Genomic DNA, 21617 nt, shown 5'->3' on the forward strand with positions numbered 1-21617 from the left:
GTGACGCGCACGTGAAGCGCGCTCCCTGAAACCCAGCACTGAAAAGGAATAAGCCATGTGTGGCATTGTCGGCGCGGTTGCGCAACGTAACATCGTTCCCGTCCTGATCGAAGGGCTGCGTCGTCTCGAGTATCGCGGCTACGATTCGTGCGGCGTGGCGGTACTCGGTAATGACGGGCCGCGTCGTGCGCGTAGTGTCGCGCGCGTGGCGGATCTGGACGAGCAGGTGAAGGAGAGCCACCTCGAAGGCATCACGGGTATCGCGCATACGCGCTGGGCGACACACGGCGCGCCGGTGACCGACAACGCCCACCCGATCTTCTCGAAAGACGCCCTCGCGTTGGTACACAACGGCATCATCGAGAACTACGAGTCGCTGCGTGAAATGCTGCGGGGTAAGGGTTATGTGTTTGTCTCGCAGACCGACACAGAGGTTATCGCTCACCTGATTCACAGCCTGTATCGCGGCGATCTGTTTGCCGCGGTGCGCGAAGCGGTCGGACAATTGCACGGCGCGTACGCGATCGCGGTGCTGCATAAGGATCAGCCGCATACGGTGGTCGGCGCGCGGCAGGGTTCGCCGCTAGTGGTGGGGCTCGGCAACGGTGAGAACTTCCTCGCGTCAGATGCGCTGGCGCTTGCCGGCAGCACCGAACGTTTCATCTTCCTCGAGGAAGGCGACGTCTGCGAACTGTCGCTCGAGGGCGTACTTATCACCGATCGTGACGGCTATGACGCGCAGCGCGAAGTGCGCCAGGTCGCGGCGTATGGCGGCGCGGTCGAACTCGGCCCGTATCGCCACTTCATGCAGAAGGAAATTTTCGAGCAGCCGCGTGCGATTACGGACACGATCCCGCAAGGCGATTCGTTCGACGCGGCGCTATTCGGCGAGGGTGCCGGCAAGGTGTTCGCCGACATCGACAACCTGCTGATTCTCGCGTGCGGCACGAGCTACTACTCGGGACTGACCGCGAAGTACTGGCTCGAGTCGGTCGCGAAGATCCCGACCCAAGTGGAAATTGCCAGCGAGTATCGCTATCGCGAGTCGGTGCCGAATCCGAAGTCGTTGGTGGTGGTGATCTCGCAGTCGGGCGAAACGGCCGATACGCTGGCGGCGCTCAAGCATGCGCAGTCGTTGGGCCATAAACATACGCTGGCGGTGTGCAATGTCGGCACAAGCGCGATGGTGCGCCAGACGGAATTGTCGTTCCTCACCCATGCGGGTCGCGAGATCGGTGTGGCGTCGACCAAGGCATTCACGACGCAACTGGTCGCGCTGTTCGTGCTCGCCGCGACGCTTGGGAAGCTGCGTGGGCAGGTGAGTGCGGAACAGGAAGCCGTGTATCTGAAGCAGTTGCGCCACTTGCCTGCGGCGTTGAATAGCGTGCTGGCGCTGGAGCCGCAGATCATCGCGTGGTCGGAAGAGTTTTCGCGCAAGGAGCATGCGTTGTTCCTCGGGCGCGGGCTGCATTACCCGATCGCGCTCGAGGGCGCGTTGAAGCTCAAGGAGATTTCCTATATCCACGCGGAAGCGTATCCGGCCGGCGAGTTGAAGCATGGGCCGCTGGCGCTCGTGACTGAGGCGATGCCGGTGGTCACGGTGGCGCCGAATGACGCGCTGCTGGAGAAGCTGAAGTCGAATATCCAGGAAGTGCGTGCGCGAGGCGGTGAGCTTTATGTGTTTGCGGACGCGGATACGAAAATCGTCAATGACGAAGGCCTGCATGTGATCCGGATGCCGGAGCACTATGGCTTGCTGTCACCGATCCTGCATGTGGTGCCGCTGCAGTTGCTGGCGTATCACACGGCTTGTGCGCGAGGCACGGATGTGGATAAGCCGCGAAACCTAGCGAAGTCGGTGACGGTGGAGTGAGGGTGAAAGTCTAGCCTCACGCCAGAAAAAACGGTCGCCCGAAGGCGGCCGTTTTTTTGCCTCAACAGCTCACCTCACTTCCTCACCACCTCCACCGCAGCCGCCGACACAAACTCCGCGCGCACACTGTCCCCGACTTTCAACTGATCGAGCGGAATACTCTCCGCCGCCCTCAGTACCTGCTGATGCTTCGGTCCGCGCAGCGTGACCATCCGGCTCTTGCGGTCGATCTTCAACACCGTCGCGACAACCTGCACCCTATGCGCCGACGATGCGTACCCCGCTGAGGCAGGTATCGCCACGGTCGTCTCGATGCGTTCACGCACGCCTTTGGTGGTCACCTTGTCGACTTGAAGCAGCAGTGCCTGCTGGTATGCAACGTTCAGTTTGTCGCCGACCCGCAGTTTCCTGATGTCGGCCAACTGGGGGTTGACGTCGACATCCGCAAGATTGCCGTGCGGACCGCGTAGCGTGACGCTGTTGGTGGCCGGATAGATCGCTACGACACGGACCTGGGCGTGAACGACCTCGGCTTTGCCTAGCGCGGTCTGACCGGCATCGGCATCGGCGTCCGGCGTCTGAGCGAAGCCGGATTGACAGAGCGCGGCCATCAGCACTGCCGCACTTCCCACAACAGCGGCCGATGTGCCCATTTTGCGCAGACGAGGCATCCGTTGCTCCCGAAGTGATCACCTCAATTGACGATCCCGAGTAACTAACCCAAGCAATCCGCCAAAGGGACCAAAGCGCACCCGCCACGCGCCCGCGCTTACAACTCCGGACGCGCCAGGTCGCTGGTCACGATGTGCTCGCCATACACCTGCGCCGCCGCGACGGCTTCCAGCTTGGTCGCGTAAGGTCCGAGTTCCGGCGCGCCGTCGAATGGGAACAGCACGCGGCCATCGGTGGTTCGAACTACTTTCAACACGCCGAAAAAACGCCGGTAGCCGGCGAGTTTCGACGTCGCCGACACTTCGAAATCCTCCTCCGACGTCGCGGGGACGCTGGGAATGAATACGGTCTTGCTCATACCTGAAAACATCTCTTGTTCAATGGGCCGACGCCTGCTGAAAAGGTCAAGGCGCGCCCGGTTGTCCCGGGAAGACATTCACCGGCGGCCTTCATTGTCTCAAATCCCGGCGCATCGAGCCGGATGCCGGATCAGCAGGCCGCTCAGCTGGCCAACAGGTCAGGCGCCAGCACCGCTGATCGCCGCGCGCAGCATCCCCGGCAACCCGCTCTCAACATCAAGCCCCTTTGACCGCCGCTTCATGCTCGGCCGCCAGCGCAACATCCCGCTCGCTCACCTTCACGAAGCTCGGCCGCGAGCAGACGCGCTGGGTGTACTTGAGCACGGCCGGCGTCTCAGGCACCAGCTTGAACATCATCCCCCAATGCAGCGCGATGCCCCACAAAATATCCGCGGCCGACATCTTGTCGCCGAGCAAATAGGGCGACGCCTGCAACTGGCTCGTCACGGTCCCGAGCATCGAATCGAAATCGCCGTACGGCGACGTGGCGAGCGGCGCCGGTTCGCGCTTCATCGCCTTGTCGACCAGCCCCGGTTCGTAGCAGGCCGCGTAGTACACCAGCCAACGCAGATACGGCCCGCGCGACGGATCATTGAGCGCCGGCGCGAGACCTGCTTCGGGAAACAGATCGGCCAGATAGATAAAGATGGCGACCTGTTCGGTGATCAGCGCGTCGCCGTGAAGAATCGCCGGCACTTTGCCGAGCGGATTGATCGCGAGATACGGCGCCTTGCGCTGCTCGCCGGCCTTCATGTTCAGCACCTTCAGCTGATACGGAGCGCCGAGTTCCTCGAGCAGCGTCAGTGCGCTGACGGAGCGGCATTGCGGCGAGTGGAACAGCGTGATCGTGCGGTCGGTGGTCATGGGGGAGCCTTTTGAGTGAGCGTCTCGTTGGAAAAGCCAGCGTCCATCTGGCGCCGGGCGTCCCCATCCTAAGCGCGCATACCTGTCAGTTTGTGTCAGGTATGATTACACTTGTCCGCATGAGAGCCAGCCGCCTCCTTTCCATCCTGATGACCCTGCAAGCGCGCGGACGCGTGACCGCGCAGTCGCTCGCTGACGAATGCGCGGTCTCCCTGCGCACGATCTATCGGGACATCGACGCCTTGAGCGCCGCGGGCGTCCCCGTCCAGAGCGAACGTGGTGCGGAAGGCGGCTATCGTCTGCTCGACGGATACCGTACGCGTCTGAACGGTCTGTCGTCGCAGGAAGCAGAGGCATTGTTCCTCGCCGGCTTGCCGGGGCCGGTGCAGGCGCTTGGGCTCGGCGCCGTCATGGCCGGCGCGCAAACCAAGTTGCTTGCCGCGCTGCCGGTCGAATTGCGTTCGACCGCGGAGCGCATGCGCTCGCGTTTTCACCTCGACGCCCCGGGCTGGTTTTCCGACGCGGACCAGCCCGCGAATCTGCCGTTGATCGCGAGCGCTGTGTGGGAACAGCATCCGCTGGAGATTCGCTATCAGAGCTGGAAGGCCGAAAAATTTCGGCGGATCGAACCGCTCGGCATCGTGCTGAAAAGCGGCGCGTGGTACGTGGTCGGGCGGGTTGGCGCGGACATTCGCATCTACCGCATTTCGCGTATTCTCGAATTGAGCATGCTGGACGAGACTTTCGAGCGGCCACCCGCCTTCGATCTGGCGGCTTACTGGCAAGACAGCACGCAGCGTCTGTCCGAAGAGATGCATGCGAGCGAGGCAACGCTGCGCCCGTCACCATGGGGCATGCAGATGCTCGAAGCCTTCACGTCGCCGTTCGCACGCTCAGCCGCGAAAATCGGCGAGCCGGATCCGTCCGACGGCTGGTGCACGGTCACGTTGCCGGTCGGTTCGATAAGACAGGCATGCGCGGAGTTGCTGCGCTTCGGCGCTGAGGCCGACGTACTGGCGCCGCCCGAATTGCGCGCCCGTTTCGCGGAAGTGGCCGCCGCCTTGCATCGCCGCTACGCGCAATGAGCGCGTCGGTTCACAGCCTGCTGTAGTTTCACCGGGTGCACTGCTGCGCAACTGGGTGGCCCGACCTGCGCTCGCAAAGCACTTGCGGACGCACCAGCCAGCCACCTTTCCTCAGACGAATTTTGGCCTTTTGGTGCCTCTTTTGGGGGCAGAGCTATAATGCGCACATCCCCTTTCTTTTCCGTCCTCCGTTATGAGCCGGTTACTTTGCCTGATCGTGCTTTCGCTCGGCCTAATGCAAACCGCAACGGCCGATGAAAACAATGACCGCATGTCCGCGTATCTGACGCAGAAATTCGGTCTGGCAAAGGAAAAGGCTCAAAAGATTTCGGACGCGGTTCAGTCCGCTGCTTCGAAATACTCACTGCCGCCAGCACTGTTGCTGGCGATCATCTCGATCGAATCCCGCTTCAAGGAAAAGGCCAAGGGCGCCAACGGCGCGACCGGGCTGATGCAGGTGGTGCCTGGCGCCCATCGGGGGATGTTGAGGAACGTCAAGGACCTCACCGAGCCGACCACCAACATCGAGGTAGGCTCGGCGATCCTGTACGGCTACATGCGTTCGGCCAACGGCGACATGAACGCCGCGCTCAAGAGTTACGGCGGATCGCAGGCGTACGCGAAGAAGGTAAGCTTGCGCGTCGAAGATTTCGCCGACGTCGCCGGGGCGCAGAACATCGCATCGCACGCAGGCGCGCAAACCAGCATGTGCGAAGCCGACCGTTGCCCGACGCCGGACAACTGGGCCGACGCTTTTACGATACCGGCCGGCAACGCCGCTGTGGCGCTGCCTGGCGCATCGCCTGCCATGCTGCACTGAGCGGCAGCTCCGTCGTATTTCTCCTCGTTGTCATACTCCCGCGCCTGAAGGCGTGGAATTGAGCCGTCACGCTGTGTGAGGCGGCGCAGCGCTGCGCACTTTTTACGCACACCTTGGCAACCGCTCTACAATGCATTCCCATTCGAGCTCACGCAGCGCCTCTTCCGATCGATCATGTTCACCTCGTTTTCCAAAGCCACTGCCGCCACGCTTCTCGGCCTGCTGACTCTTGCCGCTTGCAGCAGCGCCCCGCAACCGAAATTCCAGCAGGAGTTGTTCGAAACGGGCGCGAGCCCTTACGCCCGAAATTTCAATTCGAGCGTCACGGATACCTGCGAGGCCGCACGCCGCGCACTGCTGAGTCAGGGCTATCTGACGACGCTGACGCGTACCGATACCGTCGATGGAACGAAAAATTTCCAGCCGACCGGCGATACGCACGTCGTCGTCGAGTTCCATGTGGTGTGTACGCCGGGAGAAGAGGCGAGCGATACGAGCATCGTCTACGTCAATGCTGTGCAAAACGGCTTTGCGCTGAAGAAAAGCGATACGTCGGCGAGCGTCGGGCTAAGCGTGCTGGGTTCGCTGTCGCTGCCGATCCGCTCGAACAGCGATGCGATGGTCAAGATTTCAAGTGAGACCATTCCGTCGGGCAAGTTTTACGATCGTTTCTTCGGCCTTGTCGATCACTATCTGCAAACGGTGGTGCGCACGCAGCCGGTCGTGAACAACCGCATTGAAACGCGCCTGTTGCCGTTGCCGGTCGAAGCGACAGTTCCAGCGCCGCTTCCCGACTTGCCTGATGCGATTGACAAAGCAGCTGCCGTGCAACCTGCAAGCGGACCGAGCATCGCGCCTTGATGCATGTCTCGATGCAGCGGGGTTTCGGCTGGTCAAGAGCTGATCAGCCTTTGATCTCATCACGCAGCGTTACTTATCCTATGTCTTTTACTTCATACGTATATATATGTAGTAATAGTTAACAAGGGTTAACCCCGTCTGTGGATAACTATCAAATCCCCCGTCACATCAATGTCATGCGAAACCCATAACCCTGCGGAACACGACGGTAGAAAAACTACAAAGCTGGGATAACTTTGACAGGGCTTGCCCGGCGGCGCGTCTTATCAAGATTTCGCACACAGGCTGTCCGATGCGCTTTCCCGAAGTTATTCATAGGCAATTGTGGATAACTTGCCGATCCGGGCCTCAGCTGCCGGGTGGCGCCCCGGTTTTTTTCGTCAATGTCATACGCTCGCCAGCGTACAGACCGCGCTTCCCCGCGCGCGCACATTGAAGCTGGAAGGTACAAAGATTGCGTCTATGTTTTTGCAAGCGCAACTGTTGCTATTTAGTCAAAATCATTTCAGCAACGCCCTATCCAGGCATAGAGTTAAAGTGTTTTCTGAAGTTATTGGTGCAGTGCGGGGGTGTGCAATGAAACGCAGAACAGCACGACAATTAGTCCGTCTTCTCTCGGACATCCGGCATGCCAGCCACTGCACGACGTTGCGGGCAGCGGCCACTAATCGGGCCATATCTCTCGCATCCGCCGAGCATGATGAGGAAGGCGCCGAAAACGACGAAAGCAACGACGCCACGCGTGAGGCGAGCCACGACAAGCCGGCCCGGAGCGGATCATGAGAGCCGCAAGCGAACAGTCGCTACGTTTTCTGGTCGAGAAATGGCTGGCGCCGGGGCCTTTGGTGCCGGTTCACGTGACCGAATTCAGCCGCACCCGTCTGGGCGGCAGGCGTTATGTGCGGGTCGAGACTTCTCAGGAAGGTGGATCGCGCGGTCTCTTTTTCTTTCGACACGACGACGGCTGCTGGTGTGTGTTTCCGCCCACTGCTGATACACCCAAACTCTTCGCGCTGCCGCGCGCCGCTTAGCGGCCGATGCGGTCACTCACGCGACTGGCCAGGTCCTCACGCTTCATGAGGCAAGCGATCACGTTCGCTTCCGCGTCGCGAGGCTGGTCCCACCTGACACACAATCAAACCCGCGAGCATCAGCGCGCATCCGAATAGCGCACGCGTCGTCAGCGTTTCGCCGAGCACGAGCCACCCCGCGAGCGCGGCGAACACACCCTCCATACTGAAGATCACTGCGGCATGCGACGGCGCCGCGTACTTTTGCGCAACCACCTGAATCGTATAGGCGACGCCCACCGACAGCGCACCGCCGTACAGAATCGTCGGCGCGGCGCGCTCGATCACAGCGAGACTGACCGGCTCGATCCCGAGACCGACGACCAGACACACGAGCCCGCAAGTCACGAACTGCACGAGCGCCAGCATCAGCGTGTCGTGCCGCAGCGCGAAGCGGCCGACCAGCATCATCTGCACGGAAATCACCAACGCGCCAGCCAACTGGTACCAGTCGCCATACAGGATCGAGAAGTGCTCGTTGACGCTCAGAAAGTACATGCCGATCGCGGCCAGCGTCGCACCGAGCCACGTGCCGAATCCCGTCCGATGACGAAACAGCACGCCCAGCAGCGGCACGAGCACCACATACAACGAACTGATGAAGCCGGCGTTGGCGACCTTCGTATATTGCAGGCCGATCTGCTGAAACGAAATCGACGCCGAGAGCACGACGCCAAGCAGCACGCCGGCACCGAGCAGTTCACGTGCGCCGCCGGGTTCGCGCTTCGTTAGTTCTGCCAGTGCGGAGCGCCGCACGCAGACGATCATCGTCAGCACGACCAGCGCGCCGAGCAGGAAACGCAGTCCGGTAAACAGGAACGGTCCGATCGCATCGAGGCTTAAGCGTTGTGCGACGAATGCCGAGCCCCAGATCATCGCCGCGATCAGCATCAGCAGATTCGCGCGAAGGTGTTGGCGTGTGTCAGGTTTCAAAGGCGGTTTTTCGAATTCGGTTGTTCTAACAAGGCGTCGTGTCAGGCACCGATTCTATCCGCGTGCACGCGTGTCGGATACGCCGCGAACATTCACGAACACTCCAACACAATTGCGCACACATTCCCCTAACTTCGGGACAGACGCGCCGAAGCAGCATCCCTAGACTGCGGCTTCCGTCCCAAAAAAAGTCCTGACCGTGCGCAAACGCTTCGCTTGTCTGTGTGTTCCGCTGTTTGCCCTGACCTGCTCGTCGATGGCCTACGCCGAGAATTTCTACATGTTTTCGCTCGCTGGCGGCGTGGCGCCGCGCTATCAGGGCAGTCGCGACTACCGTCCGTTCGTCGCGCCGCTGATTGCCGCCGAGTTCAGCAACGGCATCTTTCTGAGCCCGATGGACGGCCTCGGCTACAAGCGCACCTTTGCTAACGGCATGTTCGCCTCGGCAGCGCTGAGCTACGACTTCGGTCGTACCGATCGCAATCGCGCCGATTTGCCCGGCTCCGACTACCTGAAGGGCATGGGCCGGATTCCCGGTTCGGTGATGCTGTCCGTGCAGGTCGGGGCGCATCTGTTCGGTCCGTCGACCATCAGCATCACGTTGGACCAGCCGGTGACGAACACGAGTCACGGGACGAGCGGGCACGTCGATCTGACCGTGCCGGTGCTGCAAAGCGTCGACAACGAAATCAGCATCAAAGGCAGCGTGCATGCCGGCAGTGGCCGCTACACGCAGACCTTCTTTGGAGTCACCGATGCGCAAGCGGCCGCGAGCCGTTTTCAGCCGTATGCGGTGAAAGGCGGATTCGACAGCGCGAAGGTGTCGGCTGCGTGGACGTACATGTTTTCGCCGCGCTGGTCGGTGCATACCGAAGGCGGCGTGACGCGGCTGTTGGGTGCGTCGGCGAACAGCCCGATCGTGCAGTCGAAGAACAACTACTTCGCGATCTCGGCGCTGACGTATCGGTATTGATGCGCTGGCTGATGCGCCTGTTGTTGATTGGTTGTCCGGATCGACGCTTTGACGATCTCACGTTCCCGCAAGGAGCTCGCGATGTTTGCATGGCAAACCCCTTTGTCCAACGCCTGGCAGGACAGCCTGGTATCGTCGGCGCGCGCGCAGGCGATGGGCGTCGACAGTGTGCTGCTGACCGGTGCGACCGGCTTTATCGGCGGCAATCTGCTGGTGACCCTGATCAACGCCGGCCTGATCGAGCGCATGGTGTGTCTGGTGCGCGGCGTCAGCGTGACCGACGCGCTCGCGCGGCTGCGCGCTTCGGCGGTGCGTTGCGGGCTGCCGCATGCTCGCGCTCAGCGAATCACTGATAGGAACGTGATGGTCGGCGAGCTCGGCAGCGCGTTTTCGGAAATCGATCTGGCGCGGCTCGGCAAGGCATCGCACGTGATCAACTGCGCGGGGCTCGCATCGTTCTCGACGCATCCGCAAGTACTCGATACAAATGTGCGCGATACGTTGCGCTTTGCGTCGCGTTTTGTCGGCAGCAAAACGCTGCGGCGCTTTCTGCACGTGAGCACGGCGATGGCGTGCGGCACGCAATGCGGTGCGAACGTGCAGGAATCTCCATTCGGCTATGGCGAGACGCGCCATCTCGTGCCGTACACGCAAAGCAAACGCGAAGTCGAACGTCTGTTGCGCAGCACGTATCCACGTTTGCCGTTGGTGGTGGTGCGGCCGTCGAGCGTGGTCGGCCACACGGTGCTCGGCACGTTGACGTCGGCGAGCCTGTTCTGGGTGTTTCGCGTGGTGCACGGCGCGCGACGCTTCACGGCGCGGGCGATGAATCGCATCGACGTCGTGTCCGCCGACGACTGCGCGCGTGCACTCGCGCTGCTGGCGATGAAGCCGTCGCTGGCTTTCGATACGTATCACGTGTCGGCGGGCTCGGAGGCGCCGACCATCGGTCAGATCATCAGCGCGATGGACGAAGCCACCGGCACCTCGGGCAGCCGCTATTCGATGTGCCGTGTGCGCGACTTCGGCAAGATCGCGCGCGAGGTGGTGGGCCGCGACCGTTGCGGCAGCGGCCGCCTGATCGAGCACGCGCTGCGTTTGTACGCCGGTTTCGCGGAGCTGGACTACGCGTTCGACAACCGTCGTCTGCGCGACGAGATCGGTTTCGAGCCGCTGCCCTTCACAGACTACGTGAGCGAATGTGTGCGGACCTCGCGTGGAGTGGGGATCGCCGAGCAGATGCGCTGGGACTTCAAATGAACTTTCAGCCGGTCGCAGGGCGAGCGACTCGCGCGATAATCGCGCAACGGCCAACCGGCTCAAAACATCACTGATCCGCCGGGCAGGCCGACTTTCAGGCAGACGCAATGGACGAGAAAGACTGGATCGCCGGCGCCGCGAAGGCGCTGGCGATCATCGAAGCATTCGACGAAGAGCATGCGCGCATGACGCCGACCATGGTGGCCGCCCGCGCCGGGCTCTCGCGTACGGCCGCGCGCCGCTATCTGCTGACGCTGCGCGAACTCGGCTACGTCGATACCGACGGCAAGCTGTTCTGGCTCGCGCCGCGCGTATTGCGGCTCGGTCAGTCGTATCTGGATTCAGCGCGTTTGCCGCGCACCGTGCAGCCGTTTCTTCAGCGCATCACCGCGACGGTGCAGGAAACCGCGCTGGTCGCGATTCTCGACGAACACGACGTGGTCTACGTTGCGCGCAACGGCGTCAATCGCGCGATGGCGGTCGGCTTCGTGCTCGGCTCGCGGGCGAGTGCGCCGCTGTCCTCGGCGGGTTTGATCCTGCTGGCCTTCCAGCCGCCGGAAAGTATCGAACAATGGTTGGCGTCCTATCCCATCAAGGTATTCACACCCCATACGTATTCGACCACGGAGCGCTTGCGCGAAGTGCTGGGTGAAATCCGCCGCGATGGTTATGTCGTCACCGATCAACAACTGGAGTTGGGCATGCGCGGCGTTGCGGTGCCGTTGCGTGACCGGCATGGCTCGGTCGTGGCGGCGATCAGCGTGAGCATGCCGATGGGCCAGGAGTCGGCGAATGCGGCGCTGCATCGGGTGCTGCCGACCCTTCAGGAAACCGCCAGTTTGCTGCGAAATCTGGTCTAGAAGGAGACCTAGGTAATCTCCCTAATGCGGCATGCTTAATGAGTGAAAGCTTACCGAAAGCAAGCTGTCTCGCGGAAAATACATATCGAGTTTTGCGCATGACAAACCGCCTACGCTGCGTAATACTCTCCCGCGGGGAGCGGTAAGGCACCTTAAGCCTTGTCAGCTTCACCGTTCTGCTATTTCATTCACATTGACTCAGTCGTCCAGGTTTGGGGAACAACACATGAAAAAATTCATCGTCTCGCTCGCAGCCGCATCGATCGCGCTGGTCTCCGTTCAAGCTTTCGCACAGGCATCGGACGCAGCAGCGCCGGCCGCTGCAGCTAGCGCGCCGAAGAAGCACCACATCAAGAAGCTGAAGACGCACGGCAAGCGCGCTCCGGTTTCGGCAGCAGCTTCGGCAGCCGGCACGAACGACAAGGGCGCGGCAAACTAAGCTCACGCTTGGTTTCACCGGGCGAACCCTGCCGGTTCTCCTGTGCGCGCCGCTTGTCGGCGAGTGCAGCGCAGTTCCGGTTAAATGTCGCCAGCAAAAAGGCCAGAGCTTCTGCTCTGGCCTTTTTGCATTGGACGGCGGTTTCGTGCGGTGTTTAGCCCGCGAGGCCGCGCTTGATGACCTCGTTCAGCAGCCCGCTCATGCCTTCCGGATGCGTGGCGGCCCGTTCTTTCAGTTCTGTGACCAGATCGCCATTCAGCTTGCAGGCGAACGCGACGAGGCCTTGCGCCTGATCGAGCTTGCGCTGTTCGCGACGGTCGAGCTTCGGTTCGGCGGCAGCGGCTTTGCCGAAGCGGTCGGCCGTCGACAGTTTCATTGCGTTGTTCAGCTTGAGTGCCTTGTTCTTTTCAAGGTCGGTCTTTTTCATCGCCATACGGAAGGCCTCTGCCAGATAAGTAATCCCGCATTGTACGCATCGCGCCGCGCGCCGAGCGAGCGGCGCCGATTCTGCATCCGAGCGGCGTTGGCGCGGTGCTCAGTCGTTGTAGCGTCTGATCTCATTGAGCTGCGCTCAGATCGGGCGGTTCCGGCGCGCCGGCCACGCTGTCCATCAGCGCCCGCATGCGTTGCCAGTGCGTGCCTTCCCAGAACACGCGCCGGCACACATCGCAGGTGACGAACTGGTTATGCCGTTCCAGCACGCCATCTGGCGCCCGATCGCCGACTTCATCTTTGGCGATACGCCGCAACGGCGCATTGCACATCAGACACAAACGGAACGGCTGCGCACTGCCGGCCAGATCGAGCCGTTCAAACACTTCACGCAATTGCTCACGCGGCCGCAGCGTGCGTACATAGCAGCCATGCGTGATGCTGCGGCGTTTCAATAGCTCCCGATCGCGCGTCAGGACGATGCGCTGTTGTGCTGCGGCAAGCGCTTCGATATCGGCGTCGGGATAGTGGTTGTCGTACAGCGTGTCGAAGCCCGCGAGCCGCAGCAGCGGGGCGAGACCGCCAAGATGGGCATCAGCAATGAAGCGCACCACGCGCAGCGGATATTCGCGCACGCGCAATAGCGGCTGGATGTCGAGCGCTTCAAACTTTGGATAAACGGCGATGCGATCGCCGTCGGCGAGCGGATGATTGAAACCGACCGACTCACCGTTCACCAGAATCAGTTCGACCTCGGTATGCGGCACGCCGAGCACTTCGATCATATGTTTCGCGGTCGCGCCGCGCGCGCAGGCGCAACTGAACGTGCGCCGGCGCAGGGGCCGGGCGAGAAAATCGTTCAGCTCCTCATAGAAGCGGAATGTCGCGGTGACCATCGCATCAGTATCGCACCGTGTTTAATTGCGCGCTGTCCTGCACGTGTCGCATGGGTGTGCTTTACTTCCAGTTCTTTAGAAGACGGAGCGACAGATGGACATCGGTTTTATCGGTCTCGGCGAGATGGGCGCCGCGATGGTTGCAAACATTTTGAAAGCCGGGCATCAGGTGCGCGTGTGGAACCGCTCGCCAGAACGCGCGCAACCGCTCGCCGACGCAGGTGCGCGGATCGTCGCGACGCCGGCTGAAGCGTTTGCGGGCGACGCCGTGTTCTCGATGCTCGCCGACGATGCCGCGCTGCGCGAAGTCATCACCGCGTCGCTGCTGGAACACGCCCCGCGTGGCCTGATCCACGTGAACATGGCGACGATCTCGGTGGCGCTGGCCGAGGAGCTGGCGACGGCGCATGCGTCGCGCGGCGTCCACTACGTCGCCGCACCGGTGATGGGGCGGCCTGACGTCGCGGCGGCGGGCAAGCTGACGATCGTGGCGGGCGGCCCGGCCGAGTCGATCGACCGCGTGCAGCCGATTTTCGACGCCATCGGTCAGAAAACCTGGCGCATCGGTTCGCTGCCGCAACAGGCGAACGTGATGAAACTCGCGGCTAACTTCATGCTGGGCGCGGCTGTCGAGACGCTCGGCGAGGCAGCCACGCTCGTGACCGGCCACGGCCTGGCGATGCAGGATTTCCTCGATGTCATCACGAGCGGCCTGTTCCCGGGACCGGTCTATTCGGGCTACGGCAAGTTGATTGCCGAGCAGCGCTACGAGCCGGCGCTGTTCAAGGCACGCCTCGGACTGAAGGATCTGCGCCTCGCGCTGGCGGCCGCGGACGCGGTCAACACGCCGCTGCCGATTGCGAGTGTCGTACGTGACAGCCTGATCGAAGCAGTAGCGCATGGCGACGGCGAGAAGGACTTCGCGGTGCTGGGCCAGGTGGCGGCACGGCGGGCAGGGCGCTGAGCGGGGGCTTGGGGCGTGCGCCTAACGGCGCGCGCCGGCTTTCTTAGCGGAACCGGAGACCGGGTTCGGCCGCCCGGCAGTTGGGCCGAGCGCGCTTCGCCGCGGATTCGCACGGGCGGGCATAATAGCCGTCCGATTCCTATTCGCCTCGATCCCAATGAGTCTGCATACCTGGTGGCTGTTCGCCGCTACTGTTTTCGTCGTTTCCGCGATCCCCGGTCCGAACATGCTGCTCGTGATGACGCACGGCGCCCAGCACGGGCTGCGCCGTGCCAGCGCGACCATGGCCGGCTGCCTGTCGGCGCTGGTGCTGATGCTGGCGGTGTCGGCGGCGGGCCTCGGCGTCTTTCTCTCGGCGTGGCCGACGATGTTCAACGCACTGCGGATGATCGGCGCGGCCTACCTCGTCTATCTGGGCATCAAGGCGTGGCGGGCGCCGGCTGACGAAGGCGCTGCCGGCGCGGTCGACGAACTTTCCGCCAAACCGGCGCGCTCGTCCCTCGTGCTGTTTCGCAACGGCTTCCTGGTGGCGAGCAGCAACCCGAAAGCCATCCTGTTCGCCGCCGCGTTGCTGCCGCAATTCATCGACGCCGCGCAGCCCAAGCTGCCGCAGTTCGGTGTGCTCGTCGCGACTTTCGCGGTCATCGAGGTGAGCTGGTACCTGGTGTACGCCGGTTTCGGCACGCGAATCGGCGCCAGACTGAAGAGCCGTAGCGTCGCGAGGATGTTCAATCGTCTGACGGGTGGCGTGTTTGTCGGCTTCGGCGCGATGATGGCGCTGGTGCGCCACTAGGCGAGCGGCCGCGGCAGGTGCGCGGCACCCAACGCCGCTCGCTCCCAAAGCGTTGTAAGAATTGTTGCGCTCGTACAACGCCGAGGGTCAACCCTAATTTGTATGTTGCGACGCACCAAACCATTTGCTATAGTTTGTCTTGTCTCCTCCATGTCTCCTCTGATATGGATTCAGCCCGCCGGATTAGGCGGGCTTTTTTTTGCCCTGAATTTCCCGCGTCCCCCAGAAAAGACAAAGCCGGCTGACCCCTCCGCGGGGCCGCCGGCTTTGTCGCATCCGCGTCGAACTCAGAACTTGTAGGAGACGGCCAGGAACGAAATGATCGGATCGGCTTTCAGCTCTGCCTTCGAGACACCCAATTCCGTGCCGTCCGCCGCCTTGATGATGACCGACGAGGTGGTCTTCAGCGGAATGTACGTGACCGATGCCACCAGACCCCAGTGATCGGTGATGTTGTACGAGAGGCCCGCGTTGAACACCGGCTGCCAGGACGAGGACGCCTTCGCTGACACCTGCGTTTGTCCGGGCTTGCCCGCGCCGGCTGCCAGCACCGAGCCGAGATTGTTCTGCGTCGCGGTCACGAAATTCGGGCTCAGCTGAACGTCGGAGAACCAGTTATACGACACGCCGATACCCACGAACGGCCTGAAATGGGCCGTCGGCGCATTGAAGTAATACTGGAACAGCAGCGCCGGGCTCCACTGGCGCACGCTCTTCACGATCGGATTGGCCTGCGGATCGCCCAGATCCTGCTGACCGAGTGCGCCTGCAGGCCCCGGCGGCTTGACGGTGCCGTGCCCGTAGAGCTTGAAAACCGGCGGTACGCCCGCCACTGTCGAGACGGCGATGTGATCGGTGAGGTAGTGGCTGAACACGAGGCCGACGGTGTTGGCACTACTGGTCGACAATCCTGTGCCGGCAGAGGTGAACGAGCTCGGCAGACGCAGCGGCGTATTGATCGGCGTCGGCGCGACGTTGGTGGTTAACGGCGTACTCGAATCCTGCGGCATGACGTGGAACCAGCCGAGCACGGCGACGTTGTCGCCCGCGTGTTGCGCGTGCGCACTGGCCGACAGGCAGATGGCCAGTAGCGCGAAATAGATTTTTTTCATGTTGTTCCTCCTGAGGCGCGCGTTGCGTTCGTCGCGCGCGGCGAGCGACGGCGGCCTGGCGGCCCAACCGGTGCGCTGGATACTGGGTGGACGCCGGCTGCCGCGCTATTGCTGTGCGCAGCAGCCGGGACGCGAACGCCTCGCTGCGTGCCGGCGGCGCGTGCTGCGTCCATTACTGGACGAAGGCGCCGATCGTGAAGTACGGCGAGGCCGCGTTGGTCAGATCGAGGTAGCCGAACACGCCACCCGTGAAAATCATCTTTCCGGTCGGCGTGGTGCCTGTCGAGGCGCCCACTTGCGTCGTCGTGACAACACCCGGCACGGTCTGCGTGAAGGCCAGATTCAGCGCCGTCGCAAGCGATGCTTGCGATGCGTTGAACGGATCGAGCAGCGTGGCCTCGGTGCCTTCGAGCGCCGTGGTGCGATAGTCGAACTGACTATCCACACCGATGTACTCACCGTTTTGCGAGTTCACCGCGATCGAGGTTTGCGGCGCCAGAATCGAGATGCCCGATTCATCGTCCGCGTACGGACCGAGTTCGCCATTCACCGGCGTCGTCACCGAGGAGTTCGCTGCGCCGGTTCGCACCAGGATCGGCACCACCTGATTGCGCAGCTTGCCGACGATCATGTAGCCGCGCGCCTTCGGCGTGGTGGCGAGCGTCGGTTTGGCCTGGCCCACGAACTTGTCGGTTTCGAATGCGCCGCTGCCGTCGGATGACTGCACGAAGTTCGTACCCGGCTGCTGGCACGAGCCCGCGTTGACACCGGAGTTGTCGCACTCGGTCCACGTGCCGTCCGCATTGATCGTGATCTTCGTATCGACCGCGACCGGCGCGAAGTTCTGTGACGGAACCTGGTGATAGCCGAGCTGGTTGTAGGTGCCGACCACGTTCGCAAGGTTCGTTTCAATCGACGAGAAACCGATGAACGGGTAGTACGGGAACTTGGTGTCGGGTACTGCGCCTACGCCGAGAATCCCGCCGAACGAAATTTCCGCACCCGGAATCGTGCCGCCCGCCACGCCTTCGCCAACGAAAATACGCGCCGGACGATTCGGATCGAGACTGGCGCCGTTCAGGCGGAAGGCGCACTGGTTGAGCTTCTGCGTCGGCAGCAGAGTTTCCTGGGTCAGCGTGCCGCTGGCGGTCTGGCCGGCGCGCGTCGGTGCGACGGTGCCGGTGGTCGCCGGAATCGGCGATTCGATGTAGCTGATCTGCCAGGTCATCTTGGTCGTGTCCATCTGCAGCTTGACCAGTTCCCCGTCACCGCCGCCGCCCGTGAACACCGTGCCGTAATCGAGCGAAGCAGGACACAGGCGAACTTCCGTCACCGGTCCGTCTCCATTACCGCCGCCACCACCGCTGCACGCCCCCAGCAACGGTGCTGCAAGAGCGAGCACCGAAAGGATTCTCCATTTCATACCGCCTCCAGAATTTTCTCGTTGTGTGTGGCCGGCTCCCAGTCCAGCCACCTATTGCTCTATTTATGCCTCGAGTTGCGAACTACCGGTCCTTCGTTCGTTACTTGCTGATCTGCGCTCCGATGCCGAAGTAGGGGGCGCTGGAAGCAGTGCTGCTGAGTTGCGAGGTCGGCGCTACGCCGCCGTTCACCGTGCCCTGAATCTCGATCGCGTACAGTCCGCCGGAGGCGATCGCGAAGCCGGTTTGTCCGTTTGCCTGCTGGACGCCAACCAGTCCCGGGCTCGGCAAACCGTAGCCCAGGCCGAAGCCGTCTTCTGCTGCGGAAGTCGACGGATTGATGAAGGTGCCCACGCCACCCTGAATCAACGTCGCGGTGGACTTGAAGTTCGAGTCCGCGCCGACGTAGCCGCCATTGAAGCCGCCGGATGCGAGCGGCGTGGCCGCGGCGAGCATGGCGATGCCGGATTCGTCGTCGACCTTGGCATCGAGGTGCAGTGGCGCGGTGCCGAGATTCACGAGACCCGTGCGGACAACCAACGGTACCGTTGCGCCGTTGATCTGACCGAGGATCATGTGCGCCGGAGCCACGGAACCGCTAGTCCCGGTAGGCAGCGTCAGTTGAGTCCCGATCTGCGGCGTGTTCTGACTGTCGAAGTAGCCGCTGCTGTTGAGCGTCCAGGCGGTGCCGGTCGTCAGGCAGCCACTTGCACTCGGATGAAACGCCGCGTTGGCCGCATTGGAGCCGGTGCAATTGCCGCTTGCGTCGAAAGTCTCAACCGTATTGGTGGCCGTTGCCGCGTAAGAGCCCGACGGCACGAGATGGTAGAGCAGGCCGTTGTAGGTGCCGGGCAACTTCGTGATGTCCGTTGTCGTGGCGGCAAACCCGAGGAACGGATAGAAATCGAAATGCCGAGCGGGAACGGCGCCGATGTTCTCGAGGCCGGGCAACGGGGCAATAGTCAGGCCGTCGTACTCGACGTCCGCGCCCGGGATTCCGCCGCCGGCCACGCCCAGGCCGACGAGGATCATCGGCGGATTCGGGTTGTTGGTGAAATCGGGTGTTGTGTAGGGCTGACCGTCGCCAACGCCAGTGCCTGTGCCTGCGCCGAGGATGAACGCGCAGCGCGTCTGTTCGGCGGTCGGCAGTGCACCGGTCGGCGGGTGGATCACGGCGCCCTTGATCTGCGTACCCGCGCGCGTCGGTGTGACCTGACCCGTGCGCAACGGAATCGGCGACTCGAGCCACTTCAGCGTGTACGTCATCGCCGTCGCATCGATATTCACCTGCACCACTTCGCCGCTACCCGCGCCACCCAGGAACGTGGTCTTCACGATGTCAGCAGTGGCCGGACATAACGCCGTCGTACCAGCGTTCGAAGTCGGCGGACCTTGCACGCCGCAGCTCGAGCCCGAGCATTGCGGTGCGTTGATCGGACCGGGGTTGTCCGCCTTGCCACCGCCGCAGGCGATAAGAAGTGGGGCCGTGGCAATGGCCATCGCCAGGCCTCGAGTAATGGCGTGCGACATACTGCTGTCTCCCTTCCTGTAATTGTGCGAACTAATTTCGCTGCGCGATTAATGCCTGTCAATTGAATGAGCCGTCTAAAAAGACCGATTCAAACAGCGAAATGTTTGCCGGGTACATGCCATGTGGGACTTGGCAGCCCTTTTAAACAAAAAAGGTTTTTTGGGTTCAGCGGCGACATCGTTGCTTCGCGGCACACCCTTGCCAGGCAAGCGTTGCAGCAAAATGGCTCTATGATCTTCGAACGACCGTTCGCCAAAAAATCCGGAGTTTCCCTATGCGGCAAACTATGCTGTGCGGGTCAATTTCGGGAATGAATTACCGGCGGTTGGTAAACATTCCGATTTTTCTTTTTAAAGTAATGCGGGCTACTACTGATTAACTTTAAAGAGGGATTCTGAAGGCAGGTTTTTAAAACAAAAAAGCCGGTCTGTTAAGACCGGCTTTTTTGTGGGTTGACGGCGAATTGCCGTCGGTGTCTCAAACCTGTTTAGCGTTTCAAGCCTGCTTCTTCGTCGGCGCCGATCGCGAGGTTCATGCACTGGATTGCCGCACCCGATGCGCCCTTGCCCAAGTTATCGAGGCGTGCGACCGTCACAAAGCGCTCTTCATTGCCGAACACGAACAGGTCGACACGGTTGGTGTCGTTGTTCGCCTGTACGTCGAAGAAGCCGCTGTCGAGGTTTGCTTCCGCGTCGAACGGCGCGACGTTCACGAATGCCTCGCCCGCGTAGTACTCGGCGAACAGCGCCTGTACGTCTTGCGGCGTGGCCTTCTTGGCCAATTGGCTCGGCGAGAAGAAAGTGGTGACCGCGAGACCCTTGTAGAAGTCGCCGACGATCGGCGTGAACACCGGCGCCGACTTCAGGCCCGTATGTGCCGCCATTTCCGGCAGATGCTTGTGCGTAAGGCCGAGCGCGTAGGGGCGCGGGCTCTTCAGCTTGTCGTTACCGCCGGCTTCGTAGTCGGCGATCATCTTCTTGCCGCCGCCGCTGTAACCGGTGATCGAGTAAGCGTGCGCAGCGAATTCCGGCGCCACGACGCCTGCTTCGACGAGCGGACGCATGGCCAGCACGAAGGCCGATGCGTGGCAGCCCGGCACGGCGATGCGTTTCGCGGTGCGCAGACGCTCGCGTTGCGCGTGGGCCAGTTCGGGCAGGCCGTAGGCCCAGTCCGCCGATGTGCGGAAGGCCGTGCTCGCATCGATCAGCACGGTGTGGTCGTTGTCGACGAGGGACGCCGACTCGCGTGAGGCGACATCCGGCAGGCACAGGAACGTGACGTCCGATGCGTTGATGAGACGACGGCGCTCTTCGAGATCCTTGCGCTTCGCTTCTTCGATACGCAGGATCTCTACGTCGGCGCGTTGCGACAGGTATTCGAAAATCTTCAGGCCGGTCGTGCCTTCCTGTCCGTCGACAAAAACTTTCGTGCTCATCTCAATCTCACTGGCTTGCTGGAAACGGGGCGCGACACCGCGCCGGAACGCTATTTTAAGACCTGATAGCGGTGGGTGCGCGAAACGGGGGCGAAAAAACGACGATGCGCGCCGAAAATGACATCGGCGTGACCGGTTACGCGACAGATGCAAGCCGATGCTGGTGGATTCGGGGCAGATTGACGGCGCTTGTCAGGCTGCGCGCAGCACGCGTTCTGACGAGCGCCGCGGCCAACTCGAGGGCGTGCGACCTAACCGCGGCTTCCCGGCGCAAGCCTTCGAACGCTGCCTTATCGAACTCCAGCGTTCCACCGCGCCGTCACGTCGGCAACGCGCTTACCGAACATCCGCGCAGTTTCCAGATCGCCGGGAGGCGGCGCTTCTTCCGGCGACGCATCCGCAGGGGATTGCGCCAGCAGGCCGGTAAAGCCGCCCACATAGTTCAGGTCGTTGCGGGTCGCCGCCTTGGTGTTCGATGGCATCATGCCGGTGCCCACCCAGATCATGCTGTGCTGCATTGCCAGCGTGACGAAGTACTGGATCGTCGAAAACTTGTCGCCGTTCATGGTCGCCGAGTTGGTGAAGCCGGCAGCGATCTTGTCCTTCCACGTCTGGCCGAACCAGGGTTTCGAGCTCGCGTCGGCGAATTTCTTGAAGTCAGCGGACGGGCCGCCCATGTAGGTCGGTGCGCCGAAGATGATGGCGTCGGCGGCCGCCAGTTCTGTCCAGCCCGCGTCGTCGATCTCGCCGACCGGCATGAGTTTCGCGTCCGCGCCGGCTTCGAGCGTGCCGGCCAGCACGGCTTCGGCGACTTTCTTCGTGTGGCCGTAGCCGCTGTGATAAACGATGACGATTTTCGACATAACACTCTCCGGCAAGGTGAAAAAGCAGAGGTAGGTACCGCAACTGTGCGCGCATGCAGCGACGCGACATCGACAAGCATCGCCCGCGTCGCCCTGTTGCA

Annotated in this window: 22 protein-coding genes; 11 read left to right on the forward strand and 11 right to left on the reverse strand. The window is 62.1% G+C overall.

Going from position 1 to position 21617, the window contains the following annotated elements; genetic code table 11:
* The first annotated feature begins 55 nt into the window (after window positions 1–55).
* Complete coding sequence (gene glmS, locus BM438_RS28145) at window positions 56–1873, forward strand: glutamine--fructose-6-phosphate transaminase (isomerizing) (RefSeq protein WP_093641020.1); 1818 nt, start codon at window positions 56–58, stop codon at window positions 1871–1873.
* A 74-nt stretch (window positions 1874–1947) separates the two neighbouring features.
* On the opposite strand, the gene BM438_RS28150 is transcribed toward glmS, so the two are convergent.
* The 3 genes from BM438_RS28150 to BM438_RS28160 all read right to left on the reverse strand — a co-directional run bounded on the left by BM438_RS28150 (window position 1948) and on the right by BM438_RS28160 (window position 3768).
* Window positions 1948–2544 (reverse strand): hypothetical protein, encoded by a 597-nt coding sequence (locus tag BM438_RS28150; RefSeq protein ID WP_093641023.1) that lies wholly within the window; start codon window positions 2542–2544, stop codon window positions 1948–1950.
* 98 nt (window positions 2545–2642) lie between these two features.
* The gene (locus BM438_RS28155; RefSeq protein WP_093641155.1) at window positions 2643–2903 is read right to left on the reverse strand and encodes a DUF6723 family protein; all 261 of its coding nucleotides are present in this window, start codon (window positions 2901–2903) and stop codon (window positions 2643–2645) included.
* 217 nt (window positions 2904–3120) lie between these two features.
* Window positions 3121–3768, reverse strand: coding sequence for a glutathione S-transferase family protein (locus BM438_RS28160; protein ID WP_093641026.1), 648 nt, complete (start codon window positions 3766–3768; stop codon window positions 3121–3123).
* A 101-nt stretch (window positions 3769–3869) separates the two neighbouring features.
* Here BM438_RS28160 and BM438_RS28165 point away from each other — a divergent pair, with 101 nt between their 5' ends.
* From BM438_RS28165 to BM438_RS28180, 4 genes are all read left to right on the forward strand, one after another.
* A complete protein-coding gene (locus BM438_RS28165) occupies window positions 3870–4853 on the forward strand; it encodes a helix-turn-helix transcriptional regulator (RefSeq protein WP_244179466.1) in 984 nt (327 codons plus the stop codon).
* Window positions 4854–5046: 193 nt separating this feature from the next.
* Entirely contained in the window at window positions 5047–5673 is a 627-nt protein-coding gene (locus BM438_RS28170) for a lytic transglycosylase domain-containing protein (RefSeq protein ID WP_093641032.1), read from the forward strand.
* Between the two features lie 174 nt (window positions 5674–5847).
* Entirely contained in the window at window positions 5848–6534 is a 687-nt protein-coding gene (locus tag BM438_RS28175; RefSeq protein ID WP_093641035.1) for a DUF2242 domain-containing protein, read from the forward strand.
* A 779-nt stretch (window positions 6535–7313) separates the two neighbouring features.
* On the forward strand, window positions 7314–7565 hold the full coding sequence (locus BM438_RS28180; protein ID WP_093641038.1) for a hypothetical protein: 252 nt from the start codon (window positions 7314–7316) through the stop codon (window positions 7563–7565).
* A gap of 36 nt (window positions 7566–7601) precedes the next feature.
* On the opposite strand, the gene BM438_RS28185 is transcribed toward BM438_RS28180, so the two are convergent.
* Window positions 7602–8537 (reverse strand): DMT family transporter, encoded by a 936-nt coding sequence (locus tag BM438_RS28185; protein ID WP_093641041.1) that lies wholly within the window; start codon window positions 8535–8537, stop codon window positions 7602–7604.
* Window positions 8538–8817: 280 nt separating this feature from the next.
* Here BM438_RS28185 and BM438_RS28190 point away from each other — a divergent pair, with 280 nt between their 5' ends.
* The 4 genes from BM438_RS28190 (at window position 8818) to BM438_RS28205 (ending at window position 12069) form a co-directional block, all read left to right on the forward strand.
* Complete coding sequence (locus BM438_RS28190; protein ID WP_211706187.1) at window positions 8818–9510, forward strand: MipA/OmpV family protein; 693 nt, start codon at window positions 8818–8820, stop codon at window positions 9508–9510.
* Between the two features lie 81 nt (window positions 9511–9591).
* Complete coding sequence (locus tag BM438_RS28195) at window positions 9592–10770, forward strand: SDR family oxidoreductase (RefSeq protein WP_093641047.1); 1179 nt, start codon at window positions 9592–9594, stop codon at window positions 10768–10770.
* Window positions 10771–10877: 107 nt separating this feature from the next.
* On the forward strand, window positions 10878–11630 hold the full coding sequence (locus BM438_RS28200) for an IclR family transcriptional regulator domain-containing protein (RefSeq protein ID WP_093641050.1): 753 nt from the start codon (window positions 10878–10880) through the stop codon (window positions 11628–11630).
* A gap of 226 nt (window positions 11631–11856) precedes the next feature.
* Window positions 11857–12069, forward strand: a complete 213-nt coding sequence (locus BM438_RS28205; RefSeq protein WP_054040885.1) for a hypothetical protein — start codon at window positions 11857–11859, stop codon at window positions 12067–12069.
* Between the two features lie 154 nt (window positions 12070–12223).
* Here the strand turns inward: BM438_RS28205 and BM438_RS28210 are convergent, their stop codons facing one another.
* Both BM438_RS28210 and BM438_RS28215 read right to left on the reverse strand, forming a co-directional pair.
* Window positions 12224–12502 carry a hypothetical protein gene (locus BM438_RS28210; protein WP_091798267.1) on the reverse strand — a complete coding sequence of 93 codons (279 nt, stop codon included), beginning with the start codon at window positions 12500–12502 and terminating at the stop codon, window positions 12224–12226.
* Between the two features lie 124 nt (window positions 12503–12626).
* Window positions 12627–13397: a Mut7-C RNAse domain-containing protein gene (locus tag BM438_RS28215; RefSeq protein WP_093641053.1), complete on the reverse strand. Its 771-nt coding sequence runs from the start codon at window positions 13395–13397 to the stop codon at window positions 12627–12629.
* A 94-nt stretch (window positions 13398–13491) separates the two neighbouring features.
* On the opposite strand from BM438_RS28215, the gene BM438_RS28220 reads away from it, so the two are divergent.
* Both BM438_RS28220 and BM438_RS28225 read left to right on the forward strand, forming a co-directional pair.
* Window positions 13492–14361, forward strand: a complete 870-nt coding sequence (locus BM438_RS28220; RefSeq protein ID WP_093641056.1) for an NAD(P)-dependent oxidoreductase — start codon at window positions 13492–13494, stop codon at window positions 14359–14361.
* 157 nt (window positions 14362–14518) lie between these two features.
* On the forward strand, window positions 14519–15154 hold the full coding sequence (locus tag BM438_RS28225) for a LysE family translocator (protein ID WP_093641059.1): 636 nt from the start codon (window positions 14519–14521) through the stop codon (window positions 15152–15154).
* A gap of 287 nt (window positions 15155–15441) precedes the next feature.
* Here BM438_RS28225 and BM438_RS28230 read toward each other — a convergent pair whose 3' ends face one another.
* The 5 genes from BM438_RS28230 to BM438_RS28250 all read right to left on the reverse strand — a co-directional run bounded on the left by BM438_RS28230 (window position 15442) and on the right by BM438_RS28250 (window position 21516).
* Complete coding sequence (locus tag BM438_RS28230) at window positions 15442–16266, reverse strand: OmpW/AlkL family protein (RefSeq protein ID WP_093641061.1); 825 nt, start codon at window positions 16264–16266, stop codon at window positions 15442–15444.
* A 172-nt stretch (window positions 16267–16438) separates the two neighbouring features.
* The gene (locus BM438_RS28235; RefSeq protein ID WP_093641064.1) at window positions 16439–17689 is read right to left on the reverse strand and encodes a DUF2957 domain-containing protein; all 1251 of its coding nucleotides are present in this window, start codon (window positions 17687–17689) and stop codon (window positions 16439–16441) included.
* Between the two features lie 100 nt (window positions 17690–17789).
* Window positions 17790–19217, reverse strand: a complete 1428-nt coding sequence (locus BM438_RS28240; protein WP_093641068.1) for a DUF2957 domain-containing protein — start codon at window positions 19215–19217, stop codon at window positions 17790–17792.
* Window positions 19218–19705: 488 nt separating this feature from the next.
* Complete coding sequence (argC, locus tag BM438_RS28245; RefSeq protein WP_093641072.1) at window positions 19706–20653, reverse strand: N-acetyl-gamma-glutamyl-phosphate reductase; 948 nt, start codon at window positions 20651–20653, stop codon at window positions 19706–19708.
* 290 nt (window positions 20654–20943) lie between these two features.
* On the reverse strand, window positions 20944–21516 hold the full coding sequence (locus BM438_RS28250; protein WP_093641076.1) for a flavodoxin family protein: 573 nt from the start codon (window positions 21514–21516) through the stop codon (window positions 20944–20946).
* Window positions 21517–21617 lie beyond the last annotated feature (101 nt).

Origin of the sequence: Paraburkholderia aspalathi, assembly GCF_900116445.1 — a bacterium.
Taxonomy (GTDB): Bacteria; Pseudomonadota; Gammaproteobacteria; order Burkholderiales; family Burkholderiaceae; genus Paraburkholderia; species Paraburkholderia aspalathi.

Bases quoted from the DNA above. Each gene is read 5' to 3' on its own strand.
- glmS (WP_093641020.1), top strand. From the start codon at position 56: ATGTGTGGCATTGTCGGCGCGGTTGCGCAACGTAACATCGTTCCCGTC.
- BM438_RS28150 (WP_093641023.1), bottom strand. From the start codon at position 2,544: ATGCCTCGTCTGCGCAAAATGGGCACATCGGCCGCTGTTGTGGGAAGT.
- BM438_RS28155 (WP_093641155.1), bottom strand. From the start codon at position 2,903: ATGAGCAAGACCGTATTCATTCCCAGCGTCCCCGCGACGTCGGAGGAG.
- BM438_RS28160 (WP_093641026.1), bottom strand. From the start codon at position 3,768: ATGACCACCGACCGCACGATCACGCTGTTCCACTCGCCGCAATGCCGC.
- BM438_RS28165 (WP_244179466.1), top strand. From the start codon at position 3,870: ATGATTACACTTGTCCGCATGAGAGCCAGCCGCCTCCTTTCCATCCTG.
- BM438_RS28170 (WP_093641032.1), top strand. From the start codon at position 5,047: ATGAGCCGGTTACTTTGCCTGATCGTGCTTTCGCTCGGCCTAATGCAA.
- BM438_RS28175 (WP_093641035.1), top strand. From the start codon at position 5,848: ATGTTCACCTCGTTTTCCAAAGCCACTGCCGCCACGCTTCTCGGCCTG.
- BM438_RS28180 (WP_093641038.1), top strand. From the start codon at position 7,314: ATGAGAGCCGCAAGCGAACAGTCGCTACGTTTTCTGGTCGAGAAATGG.
- BM438_RS28190 (WP_211706187.1), top strand. From the start codon at position 8,818: ATGTTTTCGCTCGCTGGCGGCGTGGCGCCGCGCTATCAGGGCAGTCGC.
- BM438_RS28195 (WP_093641047.1), top strand. From the start codon at position 9,592: ATGTTTGCATGGCAAACCCCTTTGTCCAACGCCTGGCAGGACAGCCTG.
- BM438_RS28200 (WP_093641050.1), top strand. From the start codon at position 10,878: ATGGACGAGAAAGACTGGATCGCCGGCGCCGCGAAGGCGCTGGCGATC.
- BM438_RS28205 (WP_054040885.1), top strand. From the start codon at position 11,857: ATGAAAAAATTCATCGTCTCGCTCGCAGCCGCATCGATCGCGCTGGTC.
- BM438_RS28210 (WP_091798267.1), bottom strand. From the start codon at position 12,502: ATGGCGATGAAAAAGACCGACCTTGAAAAGAACAAGGCACTCAAGCTG.
- BM438_RS28215 (WP_093641053.1), bottom strand. From the start codon at position 13,397: ATGGTCACCGCGACATTCCGCTTCTATGAGGAGCTGAACGATTTTCTC.
- BM438_RS28220 (WP_093641056.1), top strand. From the start codon at position 13,492: ATGGACATCGGTTTTATCGGTCTCGGCGAGATGGGCGCCGCGATGGTT.
- BM438_RS28225 (WP_093641059.1), top strand. From the start codon at position 14,519: ATGAGTCTGCATACCTGGTGGCTGTTCGCCGCTACTGTTTTCGTCGTT.
- BM438_RS28230 (WP_093641061.1), bottom strand. From the start codon at position 16,266: ATGAAAAAAATCTATTTCGCGCTACTGGCCATCTGCCTGTCGGCCAGT.
- BM438_RS28235 (WP_093641064.1), bottom strand. From the start codon at position 17,689: ATGAAATGGAGAATCCTTTCGGTGCTCGCTCTTGCAGCACCGTTGCTG.
- BM438_RS28240 (WP_093641068.1), bottom strand. From the start codon at position 19,217: ATGTCGCACGCCATTACTCGAGGCCTGGCGATGGCCATTGCCACGGCC.
- argC (WP_093641072.1), bottom strand. From the start codon at position 20,653: ATGAGCACGAAAGTTTTTGTCGACGGACAGGAAGGCACGACCGGCCTG.
- BM438_RS28250 (WP_093641076.1), bottom strand. From the start codon at position 21,516: ATGTCGAAAATCGTCATCGTTTATCACAGCGGCTACGGCCACACGAAG.